This is a genomic window from Streptomyces sp. NPDC059917 (genome assembly GCF_042730635.1).
Taxonomy (GTDB): domain Bacteria; phylum Actinomycetota; class Actinomycetes; order Streptomycetales; family Streptomycetaceae; genus Streptomyces.
In genome coordinates this window covers 1-22707 of sequence record NZ_JBHWLC010000007.1, presented here as the reverse complement: position 1 = coordinate 22707, position 22707 = coordinate 1, and the positions used below count along the sequence as shown (strand labels likewise).

20 protein-coding genes and 2 tRNA genes are annotated in these 22707 nt (G+C 72.6%); 19 read left to right on the top strand and 3 right to left on the bottom strand.

The features are described 5' to 3' along the window. Positions 1–425: 425 nt before the first annotated feature. The 9 genes from ACFWAR_RS06135 (at position 426) to ACFWAR_RS06095 (ending at position 9368) form a co-directional block, all read left to right on the top strand. Entirely contained in the window at positions 426–767 is a 342-nt protein-coding gene (locus ACFWAR_RS06135; RefSeq protein WP_385773588.1) for a DUF6344 domain-containing protein, read from the top strand. A gap of 752 nt (positions 768–1519) precedes the next feature. Beyond that, complete coding sequence (locus ACFWAR_RS06130) at positions 1520–1831, top strand: hypothetical protein (protein ID WP_385773586.1); 312 nt, start codon at positions 1520–1522, stop codon at positions 1829–1831. 154 nt (positions 1832–1985) lie between these two features. After that, on the top strand, positions 1986–3152 hold the full coding sequence (locus ACFWAR_RS06125) for an acyl-CoA dehydrogenase family protein (protein ID WP_385773584.1): 1167 nt from the start codon (positions 1986–1988) through the stop codon (positions 3150–3152). 98 nt (positions 3153–3250) lie between these two features. Next, entirely contained in the window at positions 3251–4210 is a 960-nt protein-coding gene (locus ACFWAR_RS06120) for a bifunctional MaoC family dehydratase N-terminal/OB-fold nucleic acid binding domain-containing protein (protein ID WP_385773836.1), read from the top strand. Then, positions 4210–5283 (top strand): acyl-CoA dehydrogenase family protein, encoded by a 1074-nt coding sequence (locus tag ACFWAR_RS06115; protein ID WP_385773582.1) that lies wholly within the window; start codon positions 4210–4212, stop codon positions 5281–5283. Before ACFWAR_RS06120 ends, ACFWAR_RS06115 begins: the two co-directional genes overlap by 1 nt. Positions 5284–5301: 18 nt before the next feature. Next, positions 5302–5694, top strand: coding sequence for a MaoC family dehydratase (locus ACFWAR_RS06110; protein WP_385773834.1), 393 nt, complete (start codon positions 5302–5304; stop codon positions 5692–5694). Then, positions 5691–6857, top strand: coding sequence for a lipid-transfer protein (locus ACFWAR_RS06105; protein WP_385773580.1), 1167 nt, complete (start codon positions 5691–5693; stop codon positions 6855–6857). Before ACFWAR_RS06110 ends, ACFWAR_RS06105 begins: the two co-directional genes overlap by 4 nt. Before the next feature lie 170 nt (positions 6858–7027). Continuing rightward, positions 7028–7600 (top strand): SigE family RNA polymerase sigma factor, encoded by a 573-nt coding sequence (locus ACFWAR_RS06100; protein WP_385773578.1) that lies wholly within the window; start codon positions 7028–7030, stop codon positions 7598–7600. A 118-nt stretch (positions 7601–7718) separates the two neighbouring features. Next, positions 7719–9368, top strand: coding sequence for a long-chain fatty acid--CoA ligase (locus tag ACFWAR_RS06095; protein WP_385773576.1), 1650 nt, complete (start codon positions 7719–7721; stop codon positions 9366–9368). Between the two features lie 51 nt (positions 9369–9419). Here ACFWAR_RS06095 and ACFWAR_RS06090 read toward each other — a convergent pair whose 3' ends face one another. From ACFWAR_RS06090 to ACFWAR_RS06080, 3 genes are all read right to left on the bottom strand, one after another. Next, a complete protein-coding gene (locus ACFWAR_RS06090; RefSeq protein ID WP_385773574.1) occupies positions 9420–9995 on the bottom strand; it encodes an antibiotic biosynthesis monooxygenase in 576 nt (191 codons plus the stop codon). A gap of 13 nt (positions 9996–10008) precedes the next feature. Then, positions 10009–13317, bottom strand: a complete 3309-nt coding sequence (locus tag ACFWAR_RS06085) for a PAS domain-containing protein (protein ID WP_385773572.1) — start codon at positions 13315–13317, stop codon at positions 10009–10011. Between the two features lie 130 nt (positions 13318–13447). Continuing rightward, entirely contained in the window at positions 13448–13873 is a 426-nt protein-coding gene (locus ACFWAR_RS06080) for an SSI family serine proteinase inhibitor (RefSeq protein ID WP_385773570.1), read from the bottom strand. A 189-nt stretch (positions 13874–14062) separates the two neighbouring features. On the opposite strand from ACFWAR_RS06080, the gene ACFWAR_RS06075 reads away from it, so the two are divergent. The 10 genes from ACFWAR_RS06075 to ACFWAR_RS06030 form a co-directional block, all read left to right on the top strand. Further along, positions 14063–14153, top strand: a tRNA-Ser gene (locus tag ACFWAR_RS06075). A gap of 250 nt (positions 14154–14403) precedes the next feature. Next, positions 14404–14476: transfer RNA gene (locus ACFWAR_RS06070), tRNA-Arg, on the top strand. An 88-nt stretch (positions 14477–14564) separates the two neighbouring features. Beyond that, positions 14565–14930, top strand: coding sequence for a PH domain-containing protein (locus ACFWAR_RS06065; protein ID WP_330331580.1), 366 nt, complete (start codon positions 14565–14567; stop codon positions 14928–14930). A gap of 118 nt (positions 14931–15048) precedes the next feature. After that, on the top strand, positions 15049–15483 hold the full coding sequence (locus ACFWAR_RS06060) for an Lrp/AsnC family transcriptional regulator (RefSeq protein ID WP_354378948.1): 435 nt from the start codon (positions 15049–15051) through the stop codon (positions 15481–15483). 17 nt (positions 15484–15500) lie between these two features. Continuing rightward, positions 15501–16379: a DUF2797 domain-containing protein gene (locus tag ACFWAR_RS06055; protein ID WP_385773567.1), complete on the top strand. Its 879-nt coding sequence runs from the start codon at positions 15501–15503 to the stop codon at positions 16377–16379. A gap of 46 nt (positions 16380–16425) precedes the next feature. Continuing rightward, on the top strand, positions 16426–17334 hold the full coding sequence (locus ACFWAR_RS06050; RefSeq protein ID WP_385773565.1) for an amidohydrolase family protein: 909 nt from the start codon (positions 16426–16428) through the stop codon (positions 17332–17334). Positions 17335–17419: 85 nt separating this feature from the next. Continuing rightward, the gene (locus tag ACFWAR_RS06045; RefSeq protein WP_354378951.1) at positions 17420–18187 is read left to right on the top strand and encodes a response regulator transcription factor; all 768 of its coding nucleotides are present in this window, start codon (positions 17420–17422) and stop codon (positions 18185–18187) included. Continuing rightward, on the top strand, positions 18187–19764 hold the full coding sequence (locus tag ACFWAR_RS06040; protein WP_385773562.1) for a sensor histidine kinase: 1578 nt from the start codon (positions 18187–18189) through the stop codon (positions 19762–19764). Before ACFWAR_RS06045 ends, ACFWAR_RS06040 begins: the two co-directional genes overlap by 1 nt. 25 nt (positions 19765–19789) lie before the next feature. After that, positions 19790–21058 (top strand): glycosyltransferase, encoded by a 1269-nt coding sequence (locus ACFWAR_RS06035; protein ID WP_385773560.1) that lies wholly within the window; start codon positions 19790–19792, stop codon positions 21056–21058. 16 nt (positions 21059–21074) lie between these two features. Continuing rightward, on the top strand, positions 21075–22707 hold a 1633-nt coding region (locus ACFWAR_RS06030), incomplete at its 3' end, for an ArnT family glycosyltransferase (protein ID WP_385773558.1).

The window sequence follows — 22707 nt, the reverse complement described above, 5'->3', positions numbered from 1 at the left end:
GCGGTCGGTGGTGGTGGCCGGGTGTACGGGGAGGACTTCACGCTGTCGACCAACAGCGTGAGCGCCTGGGCCGAGATTCCCGGTGGTGCGACCGGGACCCAGGACGTCACCGCCGCCACCTCCAGCTGACGGCCGGGCGGTGAGCCCCTTCCCGTGCACCCCAGATGAGCGGCCCTGAAGGGACGTTCCGACGCCGTTGGCCATGGGGGTGCTGCTCTGCCCCGTCGAGTTTCGTCTCGGCGGGGCAGAGTGCTGGGCAGCGTCTCGAAAGGCGACACCGCGGGGCTTCGCAAGTGGGGATGGGCCGACCGAGTGGTGTTTGTCGGAAGATCGGCGCGGGTGTGGGACTCGCTGCGCTTGCGGTCACATCATGACGAATGTATTCAGATCCGCCCGTCGGAACATCCTGGAATGAGGGGTTCGTCATGGCCAACAGCAGCACCTTCAAGTCGATCTGGACCAGTGTCCTCGCCGCACTCGTGGCGCTCTTCGCAGCCCTGGGTCTCGGTGGCAGCGTCGCCGCTCCCGTCGCGGCTTCCGTCTCTGCTCCCGCCGTCCCGGCCGGATCCGTGGCGCGGACGACGGCGGTGCCGTCCCGGCGGAGCTGGAGGGCGATGATGCGCGGCGGATCGCTGCCGCCGACCATCGCCCAGCGGATCCGCGCCGAAGCCCACGGTTCCACTCCCTCCGTACGCAGCCGCTCCACCACCGCCGCCGCCCACGCCCAGTCGGACCGGTCCCGGGACGTGCTGGAACTCGTCGCCTGACGCGGGTCGGTAGTGCGGAAGCGGTTCGTGAGCGGTTCGCAAGCAGCTCGGAAGTGGTTCACAGCAGTGCGGAAGCAGTGCGGAAGCAGTGCGGAACGTGGCAGTGAAGAAGTACGGCAGCGGAGAAGTGCGGCAGTCCGGTGGTACGGCAGTTCAGTGGTACGGCAGTTCAGTGGTGCAGGAGTGGGCTTGGTCGTCAGGCCGGGCCAGGTCGGACCGGTAGTAGGTAGCGGATAGCAGGTCGTAGGCAGTACGCAGGGCTTGTGGGACAGCCAGCCCGATCAGGTGGTGCGCCGGTCGTTCGCGCACGGTCGGGCAGTGACTTCAGGTGGACATCAGGTCGGCGAGAGCGCCCGTGGGGGCGTACCGCTCGGCCACCCCGGCGAGCGCCGGGGGCGTGCAGGGGGCGCGCGAGTGCGTGTGCAGGGCCGCAGACCCGGGAGACGGTGGGGTTCCCGGACGGAGCGGTCCTCTTTGGCATGCCTGGGGTCAGTGGGATTGACGGAACGCTTCGCCTCTTGTGCGCCGGGGGTTTCGCCCGTCGCGCGTGCGCTGATCAGGGCCGCTGGGGGCGTGAATGGGGTTTATCCGATGTTGCTCATGCTTGCGGGGGAATCATGGGCTCCGGGGTGGTTCGCCGGGGATTCGGTGGGCAACTCTGGTCCAGCGACGTCGTCACCACAGAGCGTTCGAGGCGGTCGGCCAACTGCCTTGAAAACACCCCCATTTCAGGTTCTTCGGAGGATAAAGACATGGCAAGCATCCGTACCGCCCGCGTCATCGCCACCGTCGCTGCGCTCCCCTTCGCCCTCGCCCTCTTCGGCGGGGTGGCGCACGCCGACAACGGCGGCTTCGCGAACGACGGGTCGAATGCGAGCGTCGCCAGCATCATCGGCAGCGGCGTGGGCGGGAACAACCACGGCAACTCCGCCACCACGCAGCAGGTGGCCACCGGCGCCGGCGCGTCCAACCAGAACAACTCCGCGCAGGTCAACGGCTCCGCCTTCACCGCGATCCATCAGTCGAACAGCAACGTCGCGGTGAACTTCTACCCCTGGTGGTAGCCGCCCCGTGAGCGCTGAGGGCGCCCGTGCGACCGGACCGGCTGGGGTCCGGTAGGCGCGGGCGCCCTCGCGCGTTCCCGACCTTGACATCGACGGTGAATCTGACGGACAGTCAGGTTCACTTGATGATGTGTGATGCCGGGAGGCCTGCGCCGTGCACCTCGCCCCGACCGAAGACCAGTTGCGGCTGCGTGCCGAACTGCGCGAGTACTTCAAGAACCTGATGCCGGACGGTGCGCCGCAGGACCCCGCGGCGCAGCGCGCGCTGCTGCGGCGCATCGGCGCCGACGGACTGCTCGGCCTCGGTTGGCCGCCCGAGTACGGCGGTCAAGGGCGCGGACCCGACGAGCAGTTCGTCTTCTTCGACGAGGCGTACCGGGCCGGAGCACCCGTCTCCATGGTCACGCTCAACACCGTCGGCCCGACGCTGATGCGGTACGGGACCCAGGAGCAGAAGGAGTTCTTCCTCCCCCGGATCCTCAAGGGGGAGATCGTCTTCGCGATCGGCTACTCCGAGCCGGAGGCCGGCACCGACCTCGCCTCCCTGCGCACCCGGGCCGTGCGGGACGGCTCCGGGCCGGAGCGGGGCGAGTGGGTGATCGACGGGCAGAAGATCTTCACCTCGAACGCCCAGAACGCCGACTGGATCTGGCTCGCCTGCCGCACCGACCCGGAGGCCCCCAAGCACAAGGGCATCTCCATCATCCTCGTGCCCACGGACGCCCCGGGCTTCTCGTGGACGCCCATCGACACCGTCGGCGGTCTGACCACCACCTCGACCTACTACGACGGCATCCGCGTGCCGGCCGGGAACCTCGTCGGCCCCGAGCACGGGGGGTGGGGCCTCATCACCAACCAGCTGAACCACGAGCGGGTCGCCCTCGCCGCGATCGGGATGCAGGCCGAGGACTTCTACGACGCCGCCCTGACCCGTGCCCGTACCGCGGACCCCGTGACCGGCGAGCGCCCGGCCGACCGGCCCTGGGTGCAGTCCCGGCTCGCGGAGGCGCACGCGCGGCTGGCCGCCGTACGCCTGCTGAACTGGCGCCTCGTACAGGACGTGGGCGCCGGCAGCCTGGCCCCCGGTGACGCGAGCGGAGTGAAGTTCCTGGGCACCGAATCGACCGTCGAGGTGTACCGGATGTGCCAGGAAGTGGTGGGCGAGGAGGCCCTCGTACGCGGTCCGGCGGCCTTCGCGGGCGGCGAGCTGGAGCGGATGAACCGCGCCGCGCAGATCAACACCTTCGGCGGCGGGGTCAGCGAGGTCCAGCGCGAGATCGTCGCCATGATGCGGCTCGGCATGAAGGGGAGGAAGCGGTGACCGCGACCACACGGAACCAGGGCCAGGGCGAGGACCGGGACCACGGCCAGGGCAGAGGACAGGAGCGGACGGAGAGCGGAAGCGGTCCGGCGGACGCGCTGTACCCGCTGCTCAAGGCCTTCGAAGGGCGGGCCGCCGCCACCTCGGGCCGGGGCAAGGACGCGGTCAACGAGCCGATGATCCGGCACTGGTGCGAGGCGATGGGCGACACCAACCCGGCCTACACCGGTCCCGACGCGATAGCCCCGCCCACCATGCTCCAGGCCTGGACCATGGGCGGGCTCTCCGGCCACACCGACCGTTCCTCCGCCTACGACGAGCTGTTCGTCCTCCTCGACGGCGCCGGATACACCTCCGTGGTCGCCACCGACTGCGAGCAGGAGTACCTGCGGCCCCTGCGCCCCGGCGACGCGGTCACCTTCGACGCCGTGATCGAATCCGTCTCCCCCCGCAAGACCACCAAGCTGGGCACCGGGCACTTCGTGACGACCCGGATGGACGTCCGCGCCGACGGCGAACCCGCCGGCACCCACCGCTTCCGCATCCTGAAGTACGCCCCCGCCCCCCGCCCCGAAGACCCGGCCCCGGCCCCGGCCCCGGAACAAGCCCAAGCGCAGGCCCAAGCCCAAGCGCAGGCCCAGGCCCAAGCCAAAGCCAAGGCCCTGCGCCCCCGCCCCGTCGTCAACCGCGACAACCGGGGATTCTGGGACGGGGTCCAGGAACACCGGCTGCTCATACAGCGCTGCGCTTCCTGCTCGGCCCTGCGCTTCCCCTGGCTCCCGGGCTGCAACGACTGTGCCGGTCTGGACTGGGACACCGTCGAGGCGTCCGGCGCCGGGACGGTCTTCAGCTACGTCGTCATGCACCACCCGCCCTTCCCCGCCTTCGACCCCCCGTACGCGGTGGCGGTCGTCGAACTCGCCGAAGGCGTCCGGATGGTCAGCAACATCACCGGCGTCCCCTACGACAAGGTGCGCATCGGCATGCCCGTCCAGCTGGAGTTCCTGCGCGTCGACGAGGAACTGGAACTGCCCGTCTTCCGGGGGAGTGAGGGCTGATGGACTTCCGGCCCACCGAGGAACAGGCCGCCGCCGTCGGCCTCGCCGCGCAGATCTTCCGGGACCTGGCGACCCACGAGCGCCTCGCGGCCGCGGGCACCGGGACCGACGCCGAACTGTGGAAGGCCCTGGCGGGGTCCGGGCTGATCGCGGCGGTCGAGGACGTCGGACTGCTCGGCCTGGTGCTGCTGCTGGAGGAGCAGGGCCGCACCACCGCCCAGGTCCCCTTCGCCGCCACCTGCGCGTACGGGCTGCTCGCCGTCGCCCGCCACGGCAGCGCCGAGCAGCGCGCCCGGCTGCTGCCCGCGCTCGCCGCCGGCGAGGCGGTGGCCACCGGCGCCTTCCCGGAGCGCGGCCGCTTCACCGCGAACGCGCACGGCCGCCTGACCGGTTCGGCCCAGGCCGTGCCGTGGCTGCGCGATGCCACGCACGTACTGGTCCCGAGCGCCGACCGGCAGCTGTGGCTCGTACGGACGGACGCGTCCGGCGTCGAGATCGCCCCGCAGGAGACCACCGCCCCGTGGTCGGCCGGTCGGCTGGTCCTCGACGGCGCGCAGGCCGAACGACTCGGCGACGACGGTGCGGGTGACGCGGGCGGGGACGGCGACGCGGACGGGCACGGCGACGCGTACGCGGCGGTGCTCGCGAGCGCGCGCACCGCCTTCGCCGGACTCCAGGCGGGCGTCTGCGCGGGCTCGCTGGCCCGGGCCGTCGCCTACACCGGCGAACGCGAGCAGTTCGGCCGCCCGCTCTCCACCAACCAGGGGGTCATGCTGCGCGCCGCGGACGCGTACATGGACACCGAGGCCATCCGGGTGACGGCGTACGAGGCGGCGTGGCGCATCGACCAGGGGCTCCCCGCGCACGAGCACGCGCTGACCGCCGCCTGGTGGGCCTCGGAGGCGGGCAAGCGGGTCGTGCACGCGGGCCAGCACCTGCACGGCGGGATGGGCGCCGACCTGGACCACCCCGTGCACCGGCACTTCCTCTGGGGGCGTCAGCTGGACGCGTACCTCGGCTGTGGCAGCGAACTACTGGCGGAACTGGGCGCCGTACTGGCGCGGGAGGTCTGAGGGATGAGAGCCGACGCGATGAGGGTGGGCGACAGCATGCCGCCGCTGGAGATACCGGTCACGCGCACGCTGATCGTCGCGGGCGCGATCGCCTCCCGCGACTACCAGGACGTGCACCACGACGCCGCGCTGGCGCGGGAGAAGGGCTCCCCGGACATCTTCATGAACATCCTGACGACCAACGGCCTGGTCGGCCGGTACGTCACCGACCACCTCGGGCCGGGCGCCGTGCTGCGCAAGGTGGCGATCCGCCTCGGCGCGCCGAACTATCCGGGCGACACGATGACCCTCACCGGCACGGTCACCGCCGTCGCCGAGGGCACCGTCGAGATCAAGGTGGTCGGCGTCAACGGCATCGGCCACCACGTCACCGGCACGGTCACCGCGACCCTGGCGGAGGGCGCGGCATGAGCGTCCACGCCCGGGACTCCCTCGGAGGCCGCGCCGCCATCGCCGGGATCGGCGCGACCGAGTTCTCCAAGGACTCGGGACGCAGCGAACTGCGTCTGGCCGTCGAGGCCGTGCACGCCGCGCTCGACGACGCCGGGCTCACCCCCGCCGACGTGGACGGCATGGTCACCTTCACGATGGACACCAGTCCCGAGATCACCGTCGCCCAGGCCGCCGGGATCGGGGAACTGTCCTTCTTCTCCCGCATCCACTACGGCGGCGGGGCGGCCTGCGCCACCGTGCAACAGGCCGCGCTGGCCGTGGCGACCGGAGTCGCCGAGGTCGTCGTCTGCTACCGCGCCTTCAACGAGCGCAGCGGCCGCCGCTTCGGGTCCGGGGTGCAGCAGCGCGAGCCGTCCGCGGAGGGCGCGGCGCTCGGCTGGTCCCTGCCCTTCGGCCTGCTCACCCCGGCCTCCTGGGTGGCGATGGCCGCGCAGCGCTACCTGCACGCCTACGGGCTGACCCCCGAGGCCTTCGGGCACGTGGCCGTCACCGGTCGCCGGCACGCCGCCACCAACCCGGCGGCCTGGTTCCACGGCAAGCCGATCACCCTCGCCGATCACGCCGCCTCGCGCTGGATCGTCGAGCCCTTGCGGCTGCTGGACTGCTGCCAGGAGACGGACGGCGGTCAGGCGATCGTGGTCACGAGCGTGGAGCGGGCCCGCGAGCTGCGCCGGGCGCCCGTCGTCATCACCGCGGCGGCGCAGGGCGCGGGCCGCCGCCAGGAGGCGATGACGAGCTTCTACCGGGACGACCTCGCCGGTCTGCCGGAGATGGACGTGGTGGCCCGGCAGCTGTGGCGGACCAGCGGGCTGCGCCCCTCCGACATCGACGTCGCCATCCTCTACGACCACTTCACGCCCTTCGTGCTGATGCAGTTGGAGGAGTTCGGCTTCTGCAAGCCGGGGGAGGCCGCCGACTACGTCGCCGCCGACGCGCTCCCCCTCAACACCCACGGCGGCCAGCTCGGCGAGGCGTACCTGCACGGCATGAACGGCATCGCCGAGGCGGTGCGCCAACTGCGCGGCAGCTCGGTCAACCAGGTCGCGGGCGCGGCCCACGCCCTGGTCACGGCGGGAACCGGGGTGCCGACCTCCGGCCTGGTCCTGGGCGTCGACGCCTAGCTCGGTTCCACGGCCCGGGCCGGGTGCGCCGCGGAGCCCCGGGCGCGCGGTCCCCCACCTCCTCCACCTACAGGAGGTGGGGGAAACCCCCGGCCTACAACCTGAGAGGGACGCGGTTTCGGCACCTGCGGCCGATCCCCGGAGCTGCCGCCGCTCCTAGCGTGGGGGGTATGACCACGCCAGTGTGCACGTACGCATCGAACCAGTCGTCGCACCCGTCGTCGTACCGGTCGTACCCGTCGTACCCGTCGTACCCGTCGTTCTCGTCGTACGTACGGACCCGGGGGACGTCCCTGATGCGTACGGCGCGCTCGCTGACCGCCAACCCGTGCGATGCCGAGGACCTGCTGCAGACGGCCCTCGCCAAGACCTACGTCGCCTGGGACCGGATCGAGGACCACCGGGCCCTCGACGGCTACGTGCGCCGGACCCTGGTCAACACCCGCACCTCCCAGTGGCGCAAGCGCAAGGTCGACGAGTTCTCCTGCGACGAGCTGCCGGAGACGGACGTGGCGCCGACCGCCGATCCCGCCGAGGCGCAGGCACTGCGCGACGCGATGTGGCGCGCGGTGACCCGGCTGCCCGACCGGCAGCGGGCCATGGTGGTGCTGCGCTACTACGAGGACCTGAGCGAGGCCCAGACCGCCGAGCTGCTCGGGGTCTCGGTCGGCACGGTCAAGAGCGCCGTCTCCCGGGCCCTGGTCAAGCTGCGCGAGGATCCGGAGCTGACCCCGGTCCGCTGATGTTTCACGTGAAACAGCGACTCTCCCTCTCCGGGTAGTGACATGCCGAGCGGTACGTGAGCAGAATCGGCAGCATCCGTAGCCGCCGCAGCGCTGCAGCGCCCACCGGGAGGACGCTTTGCTGAGCACCATGCAGGACGTACCACTGCTCGTCAGCCGCATACTTCGACACGGCATGACGATCCACGGAAAGTCCCAGGTCACGACCTGGACCGGGGAGGCCGAGCCGCACCGGCGCAGCTTCGCGGAGATCGGTGTCCGCGCCACCCGCCTGGCCAACGCCCTGCGGGACGAGCTGGGTGTCCAGCAGGACGACCGCGTGGCCACGCTCATGTGGAACAACGCCGAGCACGTGGAGGCGTACTTCGCGATCCCCTCCATGGGGGCGATCCTGCACACGCTGAACCTGCGGCTGCCCCCCGAGCAGCTGGTCTTCATCGTGAACCACGCCGTCGACCGGGTCGTGCTCGTCAACGGCACCCTGCTGCCGCTGCTGGCTCCGCTGCTGCCGCACCTGCCCACCATCGACCACGTCGTGGTGTCGGGCATCGGTGACCGCTCGCTGCTCGACGGCCTGGACGTCCAGGTGCACGAGTACGAGGAGCTGCTGGCCGGCCGCCCGGACACCTACGACTGGCCGGAGCTGGACGAACGCCACGCCGCCGCCATGTGTTACACCTCCGGCACCACCGGGGACCCCAAGGGCGTCATCTACTCCCACCGCTCGATCTACCTGCACTCCATGCAGGTCAACATGACCGAGTCGATGGGGCTGACCGACCGCGACACCAGCCTCATCGTGGTCCCGCAGTTCCACGTCAACGCCTGGGGCCTGCCGCACGCCACCTTCATGACCGGCATCAACATGCTGATGCCGGACCGCTTCCTGCAGGCCGCTCCGCTCGCCGAGATGATCGAGCACGAGCGCCCCACGCACGCGGCGGCCGTCCCCACCATCTGGCAGGGGCTGCTCGCCGAGGTCACCGCGACTCCGCGCGACCTGACCTCCATGAAGCACGTGACCATCGGCGGCTCGGCCTGCCCGCCCTCCCTGATGGAGGCCTACGACAAGCTCGGCGTCCGCGTCTGCCACGCCTGGGGCATGACCGAGACCTCCCCGCTGGGCACCATGGCCCACCCCCCGGCCGGTCTGAGCGCCGAGGAGGAGTGGCCCTACCGCCTCACCCAGGGCCGTTTCCCGGCGGGCGTGGAACCGCGGCTGGTCGGCCCGGGCGGCGACGTGCTCCCCTGGGACGGCGAGTCCGCGGGCGAGCTGGAGGTGCGCGGCAACTGGATCGCGGGCGCCTACTTCGGTGGTGCGACGGGTGAACCGCTGCGTCCCGAGGACAAGTTCAGCGCCGACGGCTGGCTCAAGACGGGTGACGTCGGTGTGATCAGCCCCGATGGCTTCCTGACGCTGACGGACCGGGCCAAGGACGTCATCAAGTCCGGCGGGGAGTGGATCTCCAGCGTCGAATTGGAGAACGCCCTCATGGCCCACCCCGAGGTCGCCGAGGCGGCCGTGGTGGCCGTCCCGGACCAGAAGTGGGGCGAGCGTCCGCTGGCCACGGTGGTCCTCAAGGAGGGCGCGACGGTGGACTACGCCGGACTGCGGGCCTTCCTCGCCCAGTCCATCGCCAAGTGGCAGCTCCCGGAGCGCTGGTCGATCATCGAGTCCGTACCGAAGACGAGCGTCGGCAAGTTCGACAAGAAGGTGATCCGCAAGCAGTACGCGGAAGGCGCCCTGGACGTCACCACGCTCGACTAGCCCGCCCCGCGGCAGGCGACGGGGGGCCCGGAAGGTGCCGGGCCCGCCGGGTCAGCCGCGGGTGAGCCACGGCCGCAGCAGCTTGCTGACGGCGGGCATGGCGACGTAGGTCATCAGGGTGCTGAAGACGACGGCGAAGGCGGCCGTCCGCAGCACGAAGTGCACGTTCACGAGGTAGGGCCCGAGCAGCGCGTTGCCGAGCAGCGAGATCGGGAAGATGGCCAGGCCGGAGCTGACCGCCATCTTCCAGCGCGGCGGCGCTGGCCGGGTCGTACCGGGCTTGGCGAACCACGTCTCCATGCCGTGCAGTTCGCGCCGGGCTATCTCGGTGTGCTGATGGCCGTGGCAGTTGGCGAACCACTCGGCGCGCTCGGCGGAGTCCTGCCACCGCTGGAAGGCCGCCTGATGGCGGAAGCGGTGGACGAGGAACCACGGCCCGCCCTCGGTCGCCGGGCGGAACAAGCCGTACCCGAGGTGGTCCGGGAAGGTCGCCGCGGTCTCCAGGATCCCGCGCGCCCAGACCTCGAAGGCCTCCTCGTGGCCCGGCTCCACCTGCCGGGCGATGAGGAGGCTCACCTCCCCGTTGTCTGCGGGGACGGTGTGCTCGGTCGTGTCGATGATGGCCATCGGACCAGGGTGGCTAATTGGTCCCGATCTTGGCGAGCAGGTCCACGATGCGGCCCTGCACCTCCGCCGTGGTGGACCGTTCGGCGAGGAACAGCACGCTCTCGCCCGAGCCCAGCCGCGGCAGCTCGGACGGGTCGATCCCGGCGGTCGTGTAGACGACGAGCGGGGTCCGGTTCAGCTGCCCGTTGGCGCGCAGCCAGTCCACGATCCCGGCCCGCCGTCGACGGACCTGCATCAGGTCCATGACCACGAGGTTCGGCCGCATCCGGCTGGCCAGGTCCACCGCGTCGGTGTCGGCGCCCGCCCGCGCCACCTGCATCCCGCGCCGCTCCAGGGCGGCGGTGAGCGCGGTGGCGATCTCGTCGTGCTGCTCGATCAGCAGCACGCGGGAGGGGTGCTGCTCGCTGTCGCGCGGAGCGAGCGCCTTGAGGAGCACGGCGGGATCCGCGCCGTACGCCGCTTCGCGCGTCGCGTGCCCCAGCCCGGCCGTCACCAGGACGGGCACCTCGGCGGCCACGGCGGCCTGGCGCAGCGACTGGAGGGCCGTCCGGGTGATGGGTCCGGTCAGCGGGTCCACGAACAGCGCGGCGGGGAACGCGGCGATCTGCGCGTCCACTTCCTCGCGCGAGTGCACGATCACCGGACGGTAGCCGCGCTCGCTCAACGCCTGCTCGGTCTGTACGTCCGGGGCGGGCCAGACCAGCAGTCGCCGCGGGTTGTCCAGCGGCTCGGGCGGCAGCTCGTCGTCCATCGGGCGCGGTGCGGGCCGGTTGACCACCTCGACGGCGCCACCGGGCCCGTCGAGCGGCTCGGGGCCCTCGGCCGCACCGGCTTCCGGTGCTCCTATGGCGAAGGCCCGGCCCTCGGGCGCGGGTTCGGACAGCCGTCGCCTGCGGCCGGAGCCGGAGTCCACGGCGATGCCCTGGCCCAGGGTGCTGCCCAGGGGACGCACGCTGATCGGCTGGCCGGCCGGAGCCTGGGCCGCGGTGTCCGCGGACTGCCGGGCACCGGGCAGCGCCACCGCGGCGGCCGATTCCTCGTCCTCGGGAGCGGTCCGCGCGGCCGGGACCGGCCAGGCGGGGGTGGCGGGCAGGGCCCGGCGCCGCCCGGTGGGCGACTCGGGGGAAGCGTCGGGCTCCGCCTTGGCCACCGGCGCGGCCTTGGCCGGTGCCGGGGGCGCGAGGGGTGCCTGCGGTGCGGATGCCTGCGGTGCGGGGGCCTGCGGTGCGAGGGGCTGCGGGCTGCCGAGCGCCCGCCGGACACCGGCGTTGCTGGTCCCGGTGCCGGGCGCGGGAGCCGCGGGCGCCAGGCCCGTGGCGGGCACGGGCTGTTGGGGGCGGTCCGCTCCGTCGCCGCCCTGCGCGGGGCCCAGCGCGCGGCGGCGGCCCGCGGGGGCCTCGCCGGGGGGTCCCTGTACGGGAGCGGGCGGGAGGGCGGGCATGCCCTGCGGGGGCACCGGGCGCCGGGCCGGGCCGTCGGCGCCGGCCTCGGGGGCGTTGCCGCCGGTGGCGCCCTCCTGGTCACCGCTGTCGCCGTCACCGGCACGGCCGCGCCTGCGACCCGTACCGAGACCGGCCGGGTTCACCGGGGACTGGGCCAGACCGCCGCCCGCGGGGGCGTCGGCGGCCTCCGCGGCATCGCCCGCGCGGCGCCGCCCGGACGGCAGCGCGAGCGCGCCGCCGGGACCGGCCCCTCCCGCGGCGGGCTGACCGGAACGGACCTCGTCGTCGAGGAAGGCGTCCACGCCGCGCCGGGCCCGACGGCCACCGGGACCGTCCTTGACCTCGCCCGCGCCGTCCTTGCCCGCGTCGTCCTTGCCCCGGCCGACCGCCACGGGCTCGGGCGGCGGGTCCGGCAGGGTCACCGTGCCCGCACCCGCGCCCAGGGGAAGTTCCAGGACGAAGGCGCCGCCGGGCGCGCCGGGCACCTTCACGGTCTGGAGGACTCCGCCGTGCGCGGCCACGATGCCCCGCACGATCGGCTCGTGCACCGCGTTGCCCCCGCTGTACGGGCCGCGCACCTCGATCCGTACGACCTCGCCGCGCTGTGCGGCGGCGACCACGATCGTGGAGTCCGTGTAGCCACTGCCCTGCGGGGTCTTGCCGGTGGCGTCCACCCCGGCGACGTCCGCGATCAGGTGGGCCAGCGCCGTGGAGATGCGGTCCGCGTCCACCTCGGCCTCGATGGTCGGGGCGTGGACGGCGAACTGCACCCGCCCCGGCCCGATCAGTTCGACCGCGCCGTCGACGCCGGCCGTGACGACCCCGTCGATCAGCACCTTCTTCTTCGCGAGCTTCTCGGTGCCCGCGTCCAGCCGCTGGAAGCCCAGCACGTTGTCGACCAGCGTGGTCATCCGGGCGTAGCCCGCCGACAGGTGGTGCAGCAGCTGGTTCGCCTCGGGCCACAACTGCCCGGCGTCGTCCGCGGCCAGGGTGGCCAGTTCGCCCCGCAGCTCCTCCAGCGGACCCCGCAGGGAGTCACCGAGGACCGCCAGCAGCTGCGCGTGGCGCGCCGCCAGGGCGTCGTAGGGGCGCCGGTCGGTGAAGGTCATCACGGCCCCCACCAGAAGCTCTCCGTCGCGCACCGGTGAGGTCGTCAGGTCGACGGCGACGGGCTTGCCGCTCTTGTTCCACAGCACCTGCCCGCGCACCCGGTGCTTGCGTCCGCTGCGCAGGGTGTCGGCGAGCGGGGACTCGTCGAAGGGGAACGGGGAACCGTCGGCGCGCGAGTGCTGGATCAGGCCGTGCAGTTCGCGGTTGCCCAGGTCGGTCGCGCGGTATCCGAGGATCTGCGCGGCGGCCGGATTGACCAGCACCACGCGTCCGTCGGTGTCCGTGCCGACGACGCCCTCGGCGGCGGCGCGCAGGATCATCTCGGTCTGGCGCTGCGAGCGGGCCAGCTCGTTCTCGGTGTCGAGGGTCCCGGTGAGGTCGCGCACGACGAGCATCAGCAGTTCGTCGCCCGTGTAACCGGGGCTCGGATCGCGGTAGGCGTCGCGGCCGTCGAGATTGGCGCTGGTGACCTCGACCGGGAACTCGCTGCCGTCGGTGCGGCGCGCGACCATGCGCGTCGGCGTGGCGCGCTGTTCCTTGTCCTCGTCGGGACGGCGCATGGAGCCCGGGATCAGCTTCGAGTCGAATCCGGGCAGGAGGTCGAGCACTCCGCGCCCCACGAGTCCCGTTCCGGGACTCTCCAGCATCTCGAGCGCGATCGAATTGGCGTTGACGACTGTGCCGTTGGCGTTCACGAGCAACAGTGCGTCAGGAAGAGCGTCGAGTATTGCTGCGAGGCGAGCAGCGCCTCGGGATGGCCTGCTGCTCACGACGAGCTTCCTCCCTGACCACGACTACCGGCATGTCACGGGAGGAGTCTAAGGGCACCTCCCCCCGGCGGGGCGGCGGATGCGGTGCCCGAGTCGGGCATATCCCGCATCCCGACCGCATCTTCCCTGGTCAAGAACGCGCACTCGGAAGCAGAGGTTCCAAGTCGTTCCACCGGCTGATCTCGCACCCGTTGCTGCGGTCGAACCGGGCGTCCACCTCGCGTCCGTGCCAGGTTCCGGTGACCTTGGCGGTCGCCGGACCACCGTCCTGGAAGGTGCAGATCTGCCGCTTGGAGACCGGTGCGAAGGGGTCTTTGCGTTCCTTGGCGAGTTCGGCGAGCCGCTCGCACGCCTTGGCCGCCTGCGGGTGCGTACCGCTCGGCGGTTCGCACTCCAGTAGGTACTCCCCGTCGGCGCGCGGATTGCCGGTGGAGGACACGCTGACGGTGAGCCGGTCGGGTGGCGCGAGCAGGCCCAGGGGCAGCGGCGGCAGCGGCCCGGCGGCCGCGGCGGCCAGGGCGGAGGTGGTGACGGCGAAGGCGGCGAGACGCAGCATGGGGCACTCCAGGTCGTCCGTACGTCGTACGCCTGCCCAACGACGCGCCCGCCCCGATGTTCCGTGGTCAATGCGTGCTCTTAAGGCTTTGCCCTGGGGGCTTCCCGCCTAGTACCGTAAGAGCGGATTGGTGAGCGGCCCTGCGCCTGTGTCATCATCTGCACGCACCTTCGTACGCGGGGGTGTGCTGGAGGCGTCGCCTAGTCCGGTCTATGGCGCCGCACTGCTAATGCGGTTTGGGGCTTACCCCCCATCGAGGGTTCAAATCCCTCCGCCTCCGCACCTCACCGAAGCCCCGGTCCTCTTGGACCGGGGCTTCGGTGCGTTCCGGGCGCGGAAGGCGGCGCAGACCCTCGGGGTCCGGGCGCGGAAGCCCGGGGGACACCGGCCCACACCCGTCGAGGAATCACCCGTTCCAGGGCGTTTCCGCAGGTCAGAGGCCATGTGGCTAATGGATTTCGCGTCCCGCCGAGGTCCATGTATTGTTGTTCTCGCAAGGCCAACGGGGCGCAAAACCCCGGGAAGCACAAGCACTCGTAGCTTAACGGATAGAGCATCTGACTACGGATCAGAAGGTTGCAGGTTCGAATCCTGCCGAGTGCACAGCCCAAGAGGCCCCCTGGAGAAATCCAGGGGGCCTCTTGCGTTGAACATGTTGGTGAGCCTGTCAACGGAAGTGAGGGGGGCCCTCATGGGTCTGTTCGGGAACGCGCACACGGTCGACCCCGTGTCGGCGCAGCGGGACTACGCGCGGCTGCTGGGGCACGGGGAGCAGGTGCACGCCGCGTACTTGTTGATACGCGACACGATCCTCTTCACCGACCGGCGGCTCGTGCTGGTCGACAAGCAGGGGATCACGGGCAAGAAGGTGGAGTACCACTCGGTGCCCTACCGCAGCATCACGCACTTCTCCGTGGAGACGGCCGGGCACTTCGATCTGGACGCCGAGCTGAAGATCTGGATCTCGGGCACCGCGGCGCCGCTCCAGAAGACCTTCACCAAGGGTGTCGACATCTATGAGGTCCAGGCGATCCTGACGCAGTTCGTCGCTCGCTAGCGGGGGCGGGCCGAATGAAATTTGGCCCGATGCTGGTATTGCAGGATGGGGTACCGTCTCGGTGAGGGTCGCCGGAGTCGCCGGGACCCGCGGGACACCGGCGGGGCGGTAGGCACACGTGGACGACATCGACCGGGCGTTGATCTTGCGACTGCAGGAGGACGCCGGACAGTCCTACGCCGCCCTCGGCGCGGCCGTCGGGCTCTCCGCCGGGGCCACCCACGAACGGGTGCGCAAGCTGCGCGAGCGCGGGGTCATCCGGCGGACCACCATCGACGTGGACCCCGCGGCCGTCGGCAGCGGGGTCCTCGCCTACGTCCACGTCGACTCCACCGCCTGGATGGGGGAGTCCGCGGCCGCCTTCGCGGCGATCCCGGAGATCCAGGAGGCCCACATCATCGCGGGCACCGCCTCGGTCCTGGTCAAGGTCCGCACGGCCACGACCGAGCGGCTCCAGGACGTCCTGCGCAGGCTCTACGCCATCGAGGGCGTCAGCGGCACCCAGGCGACCGTGGTCCTGGAGACCTTCTTCGAGCGGCCGCTCCCGCTGTGACCTGGCGGTGCACCGGCATGGGGTGGAGCGGCGGGCAGCCCTCGATCGGCTGGTACGCCGAGGGCCGCGGCCCGGGGCCCGGGGCCGATGGGCGCAGGAGCGTGCTCGCCTACGGGCAGCGCCTGTCCTTTGTCGCCCGGGGCGAGCGGCGCTGCCTGGGCGTGCGCCGGGCGGGGAAGCGGACGCCCTGTCCCACCGCCGCCACCGTCTCCGAGCGCGCGGGCAACGCCCAGTGCCCCGAGTGCGCCAGGCTGGACCGGTCCTTCTCGGTGGCCGCCGACACCAACGTCGCGGATCCGCGCACCTACCGCGTCTACCTCGCCTGGTTCGGGCCCGGCCTGGTCAAGGTCGGCATCACCGCCGAGGAGCGCGGTCCGGACCGGTTGCGCGAGCAGGGCGCGGTGACCTGGAGCTGGCTCGGGCGCGGACCGTTGATGGCGGCCCGGCGCACCGAGGAGCTGCTGCGGGCCGCCCTCGGGGTGCCCGACCGGATCGCCTACGCCCGCAAGCGCGCCGTACGGGCGCAGCTGCCGCCCGCCGAGGAGCGGGCCCGGGAGGTGGCCGACCTGCACGCGCGGGCCGGCGCGCTCGCCGACTGGCCCGAATCGCTGGAGCGCACGCGGTGCGAGGTCGCCGACCACGCCGGGCTGTTCCGGCTGGACGCCCTGCCGGTGCCCGCGCGGGTGATCACCGGGATGATCCCCGGCGGATCCGTCGAAGGACTGCTGGTGGGCGCGGCCGGGCCGGACCTGCACTTCGCGGACGGGCTCGTGGTCGACACCCGGCTGCTGGCCGGCTGGGCGCTCGCCGCCCCGGAGGGGCCGCACCCGCCCGTGCCCGCGCCGTGGACGGACCTGGCGCCCCCGCCCGCCGCCGAGCAGGACGGGCTCTTCTGACCCCCGGCATGGACACGCGAGGGGGTCGCCGCCGAAGGTGGGTGCCATGAGCAACCAGTTGAGCGGCGCGGCGGCCGCGCCCGGTACGACCGGCGCGGTCCGTGCCTTCCGGGAGCGGCTCGGGCTCCCCGGGCTGATCGACGTCCACACGCACTTCATGCCCGAACGCGTGCTGGCCAAGGTGTGGGACTACTTCGACGCCGTCGGCCCGCTGACCGGCACGCGGTGGCCCATCACCTACCGGCACGAGGAGCAGCACCGGGTGGCCCTGCTGCGGGAGTTCGGCGTCCGGGCCTTCACGGCGATGCTGTACCCGCACAAGCCCGCCATGGCCGCCTGGCTCAACTCCTGGTCCGCGGAGTTCGCGGCCCGCACCCCCGACTGCCTGCACACCGCGACCTTCTTCCCCGAGGCGGGGGCCGGGGGATACGTGCGCCGGGCGGTGGAGGGCGGCGCCCGCGTCTTCAAGGCACACCTCCAGGTCGGCGCGTACGACCCGAACGACGAGCTGCTCGACCCCGTCTGGGGACTGCTCGCCGAAGCCGGTGTCCCCACGGTGATCCACTGCGGGTCCATGCCCACCCCGGCCAAGTTCACCGGGCCCGAGCCGATGGCCCGGCTGCTCGCCCGGCACCCCCGGCTGCCCCTGGTCATCGCGCACATGGGGATGCCGGAGTACACCGAGTTCCTCGACCTCGCCGACCGCCACCCCGAGGTCCGCTTCGACACCACCATGGCCTTCACCGACTTCTCCGAGCGGATGAGCCCCTTCCCGGACCGGGAACTCGGGCGGCTCGCGGCGCTCGGCGACCGGATCCTGCTCGGCACCGACTTCCCGAACATCCCCTACCCCTACGAACACCAGCTGGCCGCCCTCGAAGGGCTCGGCCTCGGGGACGACTGGCTGCGCGCCGTCTGCCACGACAACGCCGCCCGGCTCTTCGACCTGCCGTAGGGCGCCGCGACCGCGCCGGGGATTCTCAGGAGAATCACAGAAAGGGCCAAGGGGGCTTTCACCGGCGCAGGCGAGCGTGGGCGCCATGACTGCGACGACCACTTCCCACGCGTCCACGTCCACCAGCAACCCCATGGCCCTCGTCCGGCCCGATGGCGGCCCGTGCCGGGTCCTCGTCGTGGACGACGAGGCATCGCTGTCCGAGCTGCTGTCCATGGCCCTGCGCTACGAGGGGTGCGAGGTCCGCAGCGCGGGTGACGGCGCGGGCGCGGTGCGGACCGCGGCGGAGTTCCATCCCGACGTGGTCGTCCTCGACATCATGCTCCCGGACATGGACGGGCTGGCCGTCCTCGGCCAGCTGCGCCGCCGGCTCCCGCAGGTCCCGGTGCTCTTCCTCACCGCGAAGGACTCGGTCGAGGACCGCATCGCCGGTCTGACGGCGGGCGGCGACGACTACGTCACCAAGCCGTTCAGCCTGGAAGAGGTGGTGGCCCGGCTGCGCGGTCTGGTCCGCCGCTCCGGCGCGGCCCAGGCCGCGCGCGGCGAGTCCGTCCTGGCCGTGGGCGACCTGCGGCTCGACGAGGACAGCCACGAGGTGAGCCGGGGCGGTCGGGAGATCCACCTGACCGCCACCGAGTTCGAGCTGCTGCGCTACCTCATGCGCAACCCGCGCCGGGTGCTCAGCAAGGCGCAGATCCTGGACCGCGTGTGGTCCTACGACTTCGGCGGCCAGGCCAACGTGGTCGAGCTGTACATCTCCTACCTGCGGCGCAAGCTGGAGAGCGGCCCCGGCCTCCCCCCGCTGATCCACACCCGGCGCGGCGCCGGATACCTGATCAAGCCGAGCGAGTAGTGGCGTTCCGGATCCCCGGTCGGCGGCCCTGGTCCCTGCGGACCCGGCTCGTCGTCTCGGCCGTGCTGCTCATCGCGGTGGTGGGCGCGGCCATCGGTACCGTCACCATCCTGGTCCTGCGCTCCTACCTCGTGGGTCAGCTCGACCGTCAGCTCACCACCTCCGTGAACATGGCCTCCCGGGGACCCGGAGCCGAGAAGTCGACCCGGGACACCCTCGCCTTCGTCCTGGGACCCGGCAGCCCCTTCGGGGCGGCCGGAGTGCGCCTCGACTCGGACGGCAAGGTCATCGCGGCGGCCCGCAGCGTGCCCGCCGACGGGCCCGCCCCCGACCACCGCCAGGTGCTCACCGATCCCCAGATCAAGGCCCTGCTGGCCGCCGCGGGGAAGGCCCGTGCGGGCGAGGAACGGCCCGTCGACGTACGCCTGCACGGCCTGGGCAACTACCGCGTGCTCACCGCCGCCGACGGCGGTCTCGTGCTGGGCTTCCCGCTCGACGGCGTCGATTCCACCGTGAACACCCTGATCGGCGTGGAGGTCTGCGTCACCCTCGCCGGTCTGATCGCCGCCTCTCTCGCCGGGCAGGCGTTGGTCGCCGTGGCCCTGCGGCCGTTGCGCCGGGTGGCCGCCACCGCGACCCGGGTCTCCGAACTGCGCCTGCACAGCGGTGAGCCCGCCCTCGACGAGCGGGTCCCGGACGCGGAGGCGGACCCCCGGACCGAGGTCGGCCAGGTCGGCGCCGCCCTCAACCGGATGCTCGGCCACGTCTCCGCCGCCCTCACCGCCCGCCAACAGAGCGAGACCCGCGTCCGGCAGTTCGTCGCCGACGCGAGCCATGAACTGCGCACACCGCTGGCCTCCATCCGCGGGTACGCCGAACTCACCCGCCGGGGCCGCGAGGAACCGGGACCCGACACCCGGCACGCCCTGGGCCGGATCGAGTCCGAGGCGACCCGGATGACCGGGCTGGTCGAGGACCTGCTGCTGCTGGCCCGGCTGGACGCGGGCCGCCCCTTGTCCTACGCCGCCACCGACCTGGCACCCCTGGTCGTGGACGCCGTCAGCGACGCCCGCGCGGCCGGACCCGCACACCACTGGAGACTGGAGCTGCCGGCGGAGGCGGCCCCGGTGGCCGCCGATCCGGCCCGGATCCAGCAGGTCCTGGTGAACCTGCTGGCCAATGCCCGCACCCACACCCCGCCCGGCACCACCGTCACCGCCCGTGTTTCACGTGAAACAACCTCCGTCCGCGTCGAGATCGAGGACAACGGCCCCGGCATCCCGAGCGAACTGCTCCCCCACGTCTTCGAGCGCTTCGCGCGCGGCGACGCCTCCCGCTCCCGCCACGCGGGCTCCACCGGGCTCGGGCTCGCCATCGTGCAGGCCGTCGTCTCGGCCCACGGCGGGACGGTCGGCGTCCACAGCGCGCCCGGACGGACCCGCTTCGAGGTCCGCCTCCCCCTGCACACCGAGCCCGGACGACCGGCGGCCACGGGAGCGGAGGCCGGCCACACGGAGGCGGGTCACCCGCACGACGGCCACTCACAGACGGGCCACAGGCTCACCACACAGCCGTGACAGCCCGCCCCGCGAGAGTCGGTGCATGCCAACCGACCTCTTCCCCGGGACGGGGACCCTGCCCGCCCGGGCGCCGCTCGCCCCCGTGCCCGGCGCGCCCGTACTCGACGTGGTCATCCCGGTCTTCAACGAGGAGAAGGACCTCGGCCCCTGCGTGCGCTGGCTCCACGAGCACCTGACGCGCACCTTCCCCTACGCCTTCCGCATCACCATCGCCGACAACGCCAGCACCGACGGCACCCCCGAGGTCGCGGACGCCCTGGCCCGGGCCGTCGCCGGGGTCCGCAGCACCCGGCTGGAGGAGAAGGGCCGCGGCAGGGCCCTGCGCACGGTCTGGTCCGCCTCCGACGCCCCGGTCCTCGCCTACATGGACGTGGACCTCTCCACCGACCTCAACGCGCTGCTCCCGCTGGTCGCCCCGCTGATCTCCGGGCACTCCGACCTCGCGATCGGGACCCGGCTCGCCCGCTCCTCGCGGGTGGTGCGCGGCGCCAAGCGCGAGTTCGTCTCCCGCGCCTACAACCTGATCCTGCGCTCCTCGCTCTCCGCCCGCTTCAGCGACGCCCAGTGCGGTTTCAAGGCGATCCGGCGCGACGTCGCCGAGCGACTGCTGCCCCTGGTGGAGGACTCCGGCTGGTTCTTCGACACCGAACTGCTCGTCCTCGCCGAACGCGCCGGGCTGCGCATCCACGAGGTGCCGGTCGACTGGGTGGACGACCCGGACTCCACGGTCCACATCGTCCGCACCGCCACCGAGGACCTCAAAGGGGTCTGGCGGGTGGGCCGGGCCCTCGCGGTCGGCGCCCTCCCCCTCGACCGGATCGCCCGCCCCTTCGGCGACGACCCGCGCGACCGCGCGATCGGCGGCGTCCCCCGGGGCCTGGCCCGCCAGCTCATGGGCTTCTGCGCGGTCGGCCTCCTGAGCACTCTGCTCTACCTGGCGCTCTACTCCGCCTTCCGCACGGGCGTCGGACCCCAGCTCGCCAACGGCGCGGCCCTGCTGCTCTCCGCCGTCGCCAACACCGCCGCGAACCGCCGACTGACCTTCGGCGTCCGCGGCCGGGACCGGGCCGTGCGCCACCAGGCCCAGGGCCTGGTGGTCTTCGCCATCGGGCTGGCCCTGACCAGCGGCTCCCTGGCCGCCCTCGGCGCGGCCACCACGACTCCCGCGCACGGCACCGAGCTGGCCGTCCTGGTGACCGCCAACCTCGCCGCGACCGTACTGCGCTTCCTGCTCCTGCGCGCCTGGGTCTTCCCGGACCGCTCCGCCCCTGTGAAGGACACCCTCCGATGACCAAGGACGACCTCCGATGACCGCGGCCGTGCCCCTGCTGGACTCACCCTTCCCCGAACGCCCCGCGGCGGCCGCGATCCCGTTGCGGCCCCGCTGGGAGCGCCCCGCCTTCCTCGCGCTCCTGCTCGTCACCGCCGTCCTCATGCTGTGGGACCTGGGCGCCTCCGGCTACGCCAACTCCTTCTACTCCGCCGCCGTCCAGGCGGGCAGCGAGAGCTGGAAGGCCTTCTTCTTCGGTTCCTCCGACGCGGGGAACTCCATCACTGTCGACAAGCCCCCGGCGGCCCTGTGGCCGATGGCCCTGTCCGTCCGGCTCTTCGGCCTCGGCAGCTGGCAGATCCTGGTCCCGCAGGCCCTCATGGGAGTCGGCACCACCGCCGTCCTCTACTCCGCCGTACGCCGCCAGTTCGGCCCGGTGGCCGGGCTGCTGAGCGGCTCGGTCTTCGCGCTCACCCCGGTGGCCGCGCTGATGTTCCGCTTCAACAACCCGGACGCGCTGCTGGCCCTGCTGATGACCGTCACCGTCTACTGCGTCCTGCGCGCCCTGGACGGCGCCCACACCAGGTGGCTGGTCTGGGCCGGTGTCGCGGTCGGCTTCGCCTTCCTCACCAAGACCCTCCAGGCGTTCGTGGTCCTGCCGCCGCTCGCCCTGCTCTACGCCGTCTGCGCGCCCACCCGGCTGCGCCGCCGACTCGGCCAACTCGGCCTCGCCGCGCTCGCCATGGTGGTCGCCGGAGGCTGGTGGGTGGCCGTCGTCGAGCTGTGGCCGGCGTCCTCGCGCCCGTACATCGGCGGTTCGCAGAACAACTCCTTCCTGGAACTCACCCTCGGCTACAACGGACTCGGCCGGATCAACGGCGACGAGACCGGCAGCGTCGGTGGCGGCGCGCGGGCCGGTGGCGGCCCGGGCGGCGGCGGGGGCGGTGGCTGGGGCGAGACCGGCATCGATCGGCTCTTCTCGGCCAACATCGGCGGCCAGATCTCCTGGCTGCTGCCCGCGGCCCTGGTGCTGCTCGTCGCCGGACTGGTGATCACCTGGCGCGCCCGGCGGACCACCGACTCCCTGGAGGGGATGGCCCGGGCGGCCTTCCTGGCCTGGGGCGGCTCCCTGCTGATCACCGCGCTCGTCTTCAGCTACATGCAGGGCATCTTCCACGAGTACTACACCGTGGCGCTGGCGCCGTACGTGGCCGCGCTGACCGGCATGGGCGTGGCCGTGCTGTGGGAGGAGCGGGGCGGCCGGGCCGCCGGCATCACCCTCTCCGGCGTCCTCGCCCTGACCGCGGTGTGGTCCTACGTCCTGCTCGGCCGGGCCGAGGGCTATCTGCCCTGGCTGCGCTGGACGGTGCTGGTGGCCGGGCTCCTCGCGGCCGCGGCGCTGCTGGTGGGTGCCCGGCTCGGCCGCCGGGCCGTGCTGATCGCGGCCGGGGTGGGCGTCGCCGCCGTACTGGCCGGGCCCCTGGCCTACACCGTGGACACGGTGGCCACGGCGCACACGGGCTCGATCGTCACGGCCGGTCCCGCGGTCGCGGGCGGCCGGGGGCCGGGCGGCGGCATGGGCCCGCGCTTCGCCGGGGCGGAAGGCGGTCCCGGCCGGGGCGGCTTCCCGCCGGGCGCCGGGCCGCAGGGCGCGGGCCGGGGTACCGCTG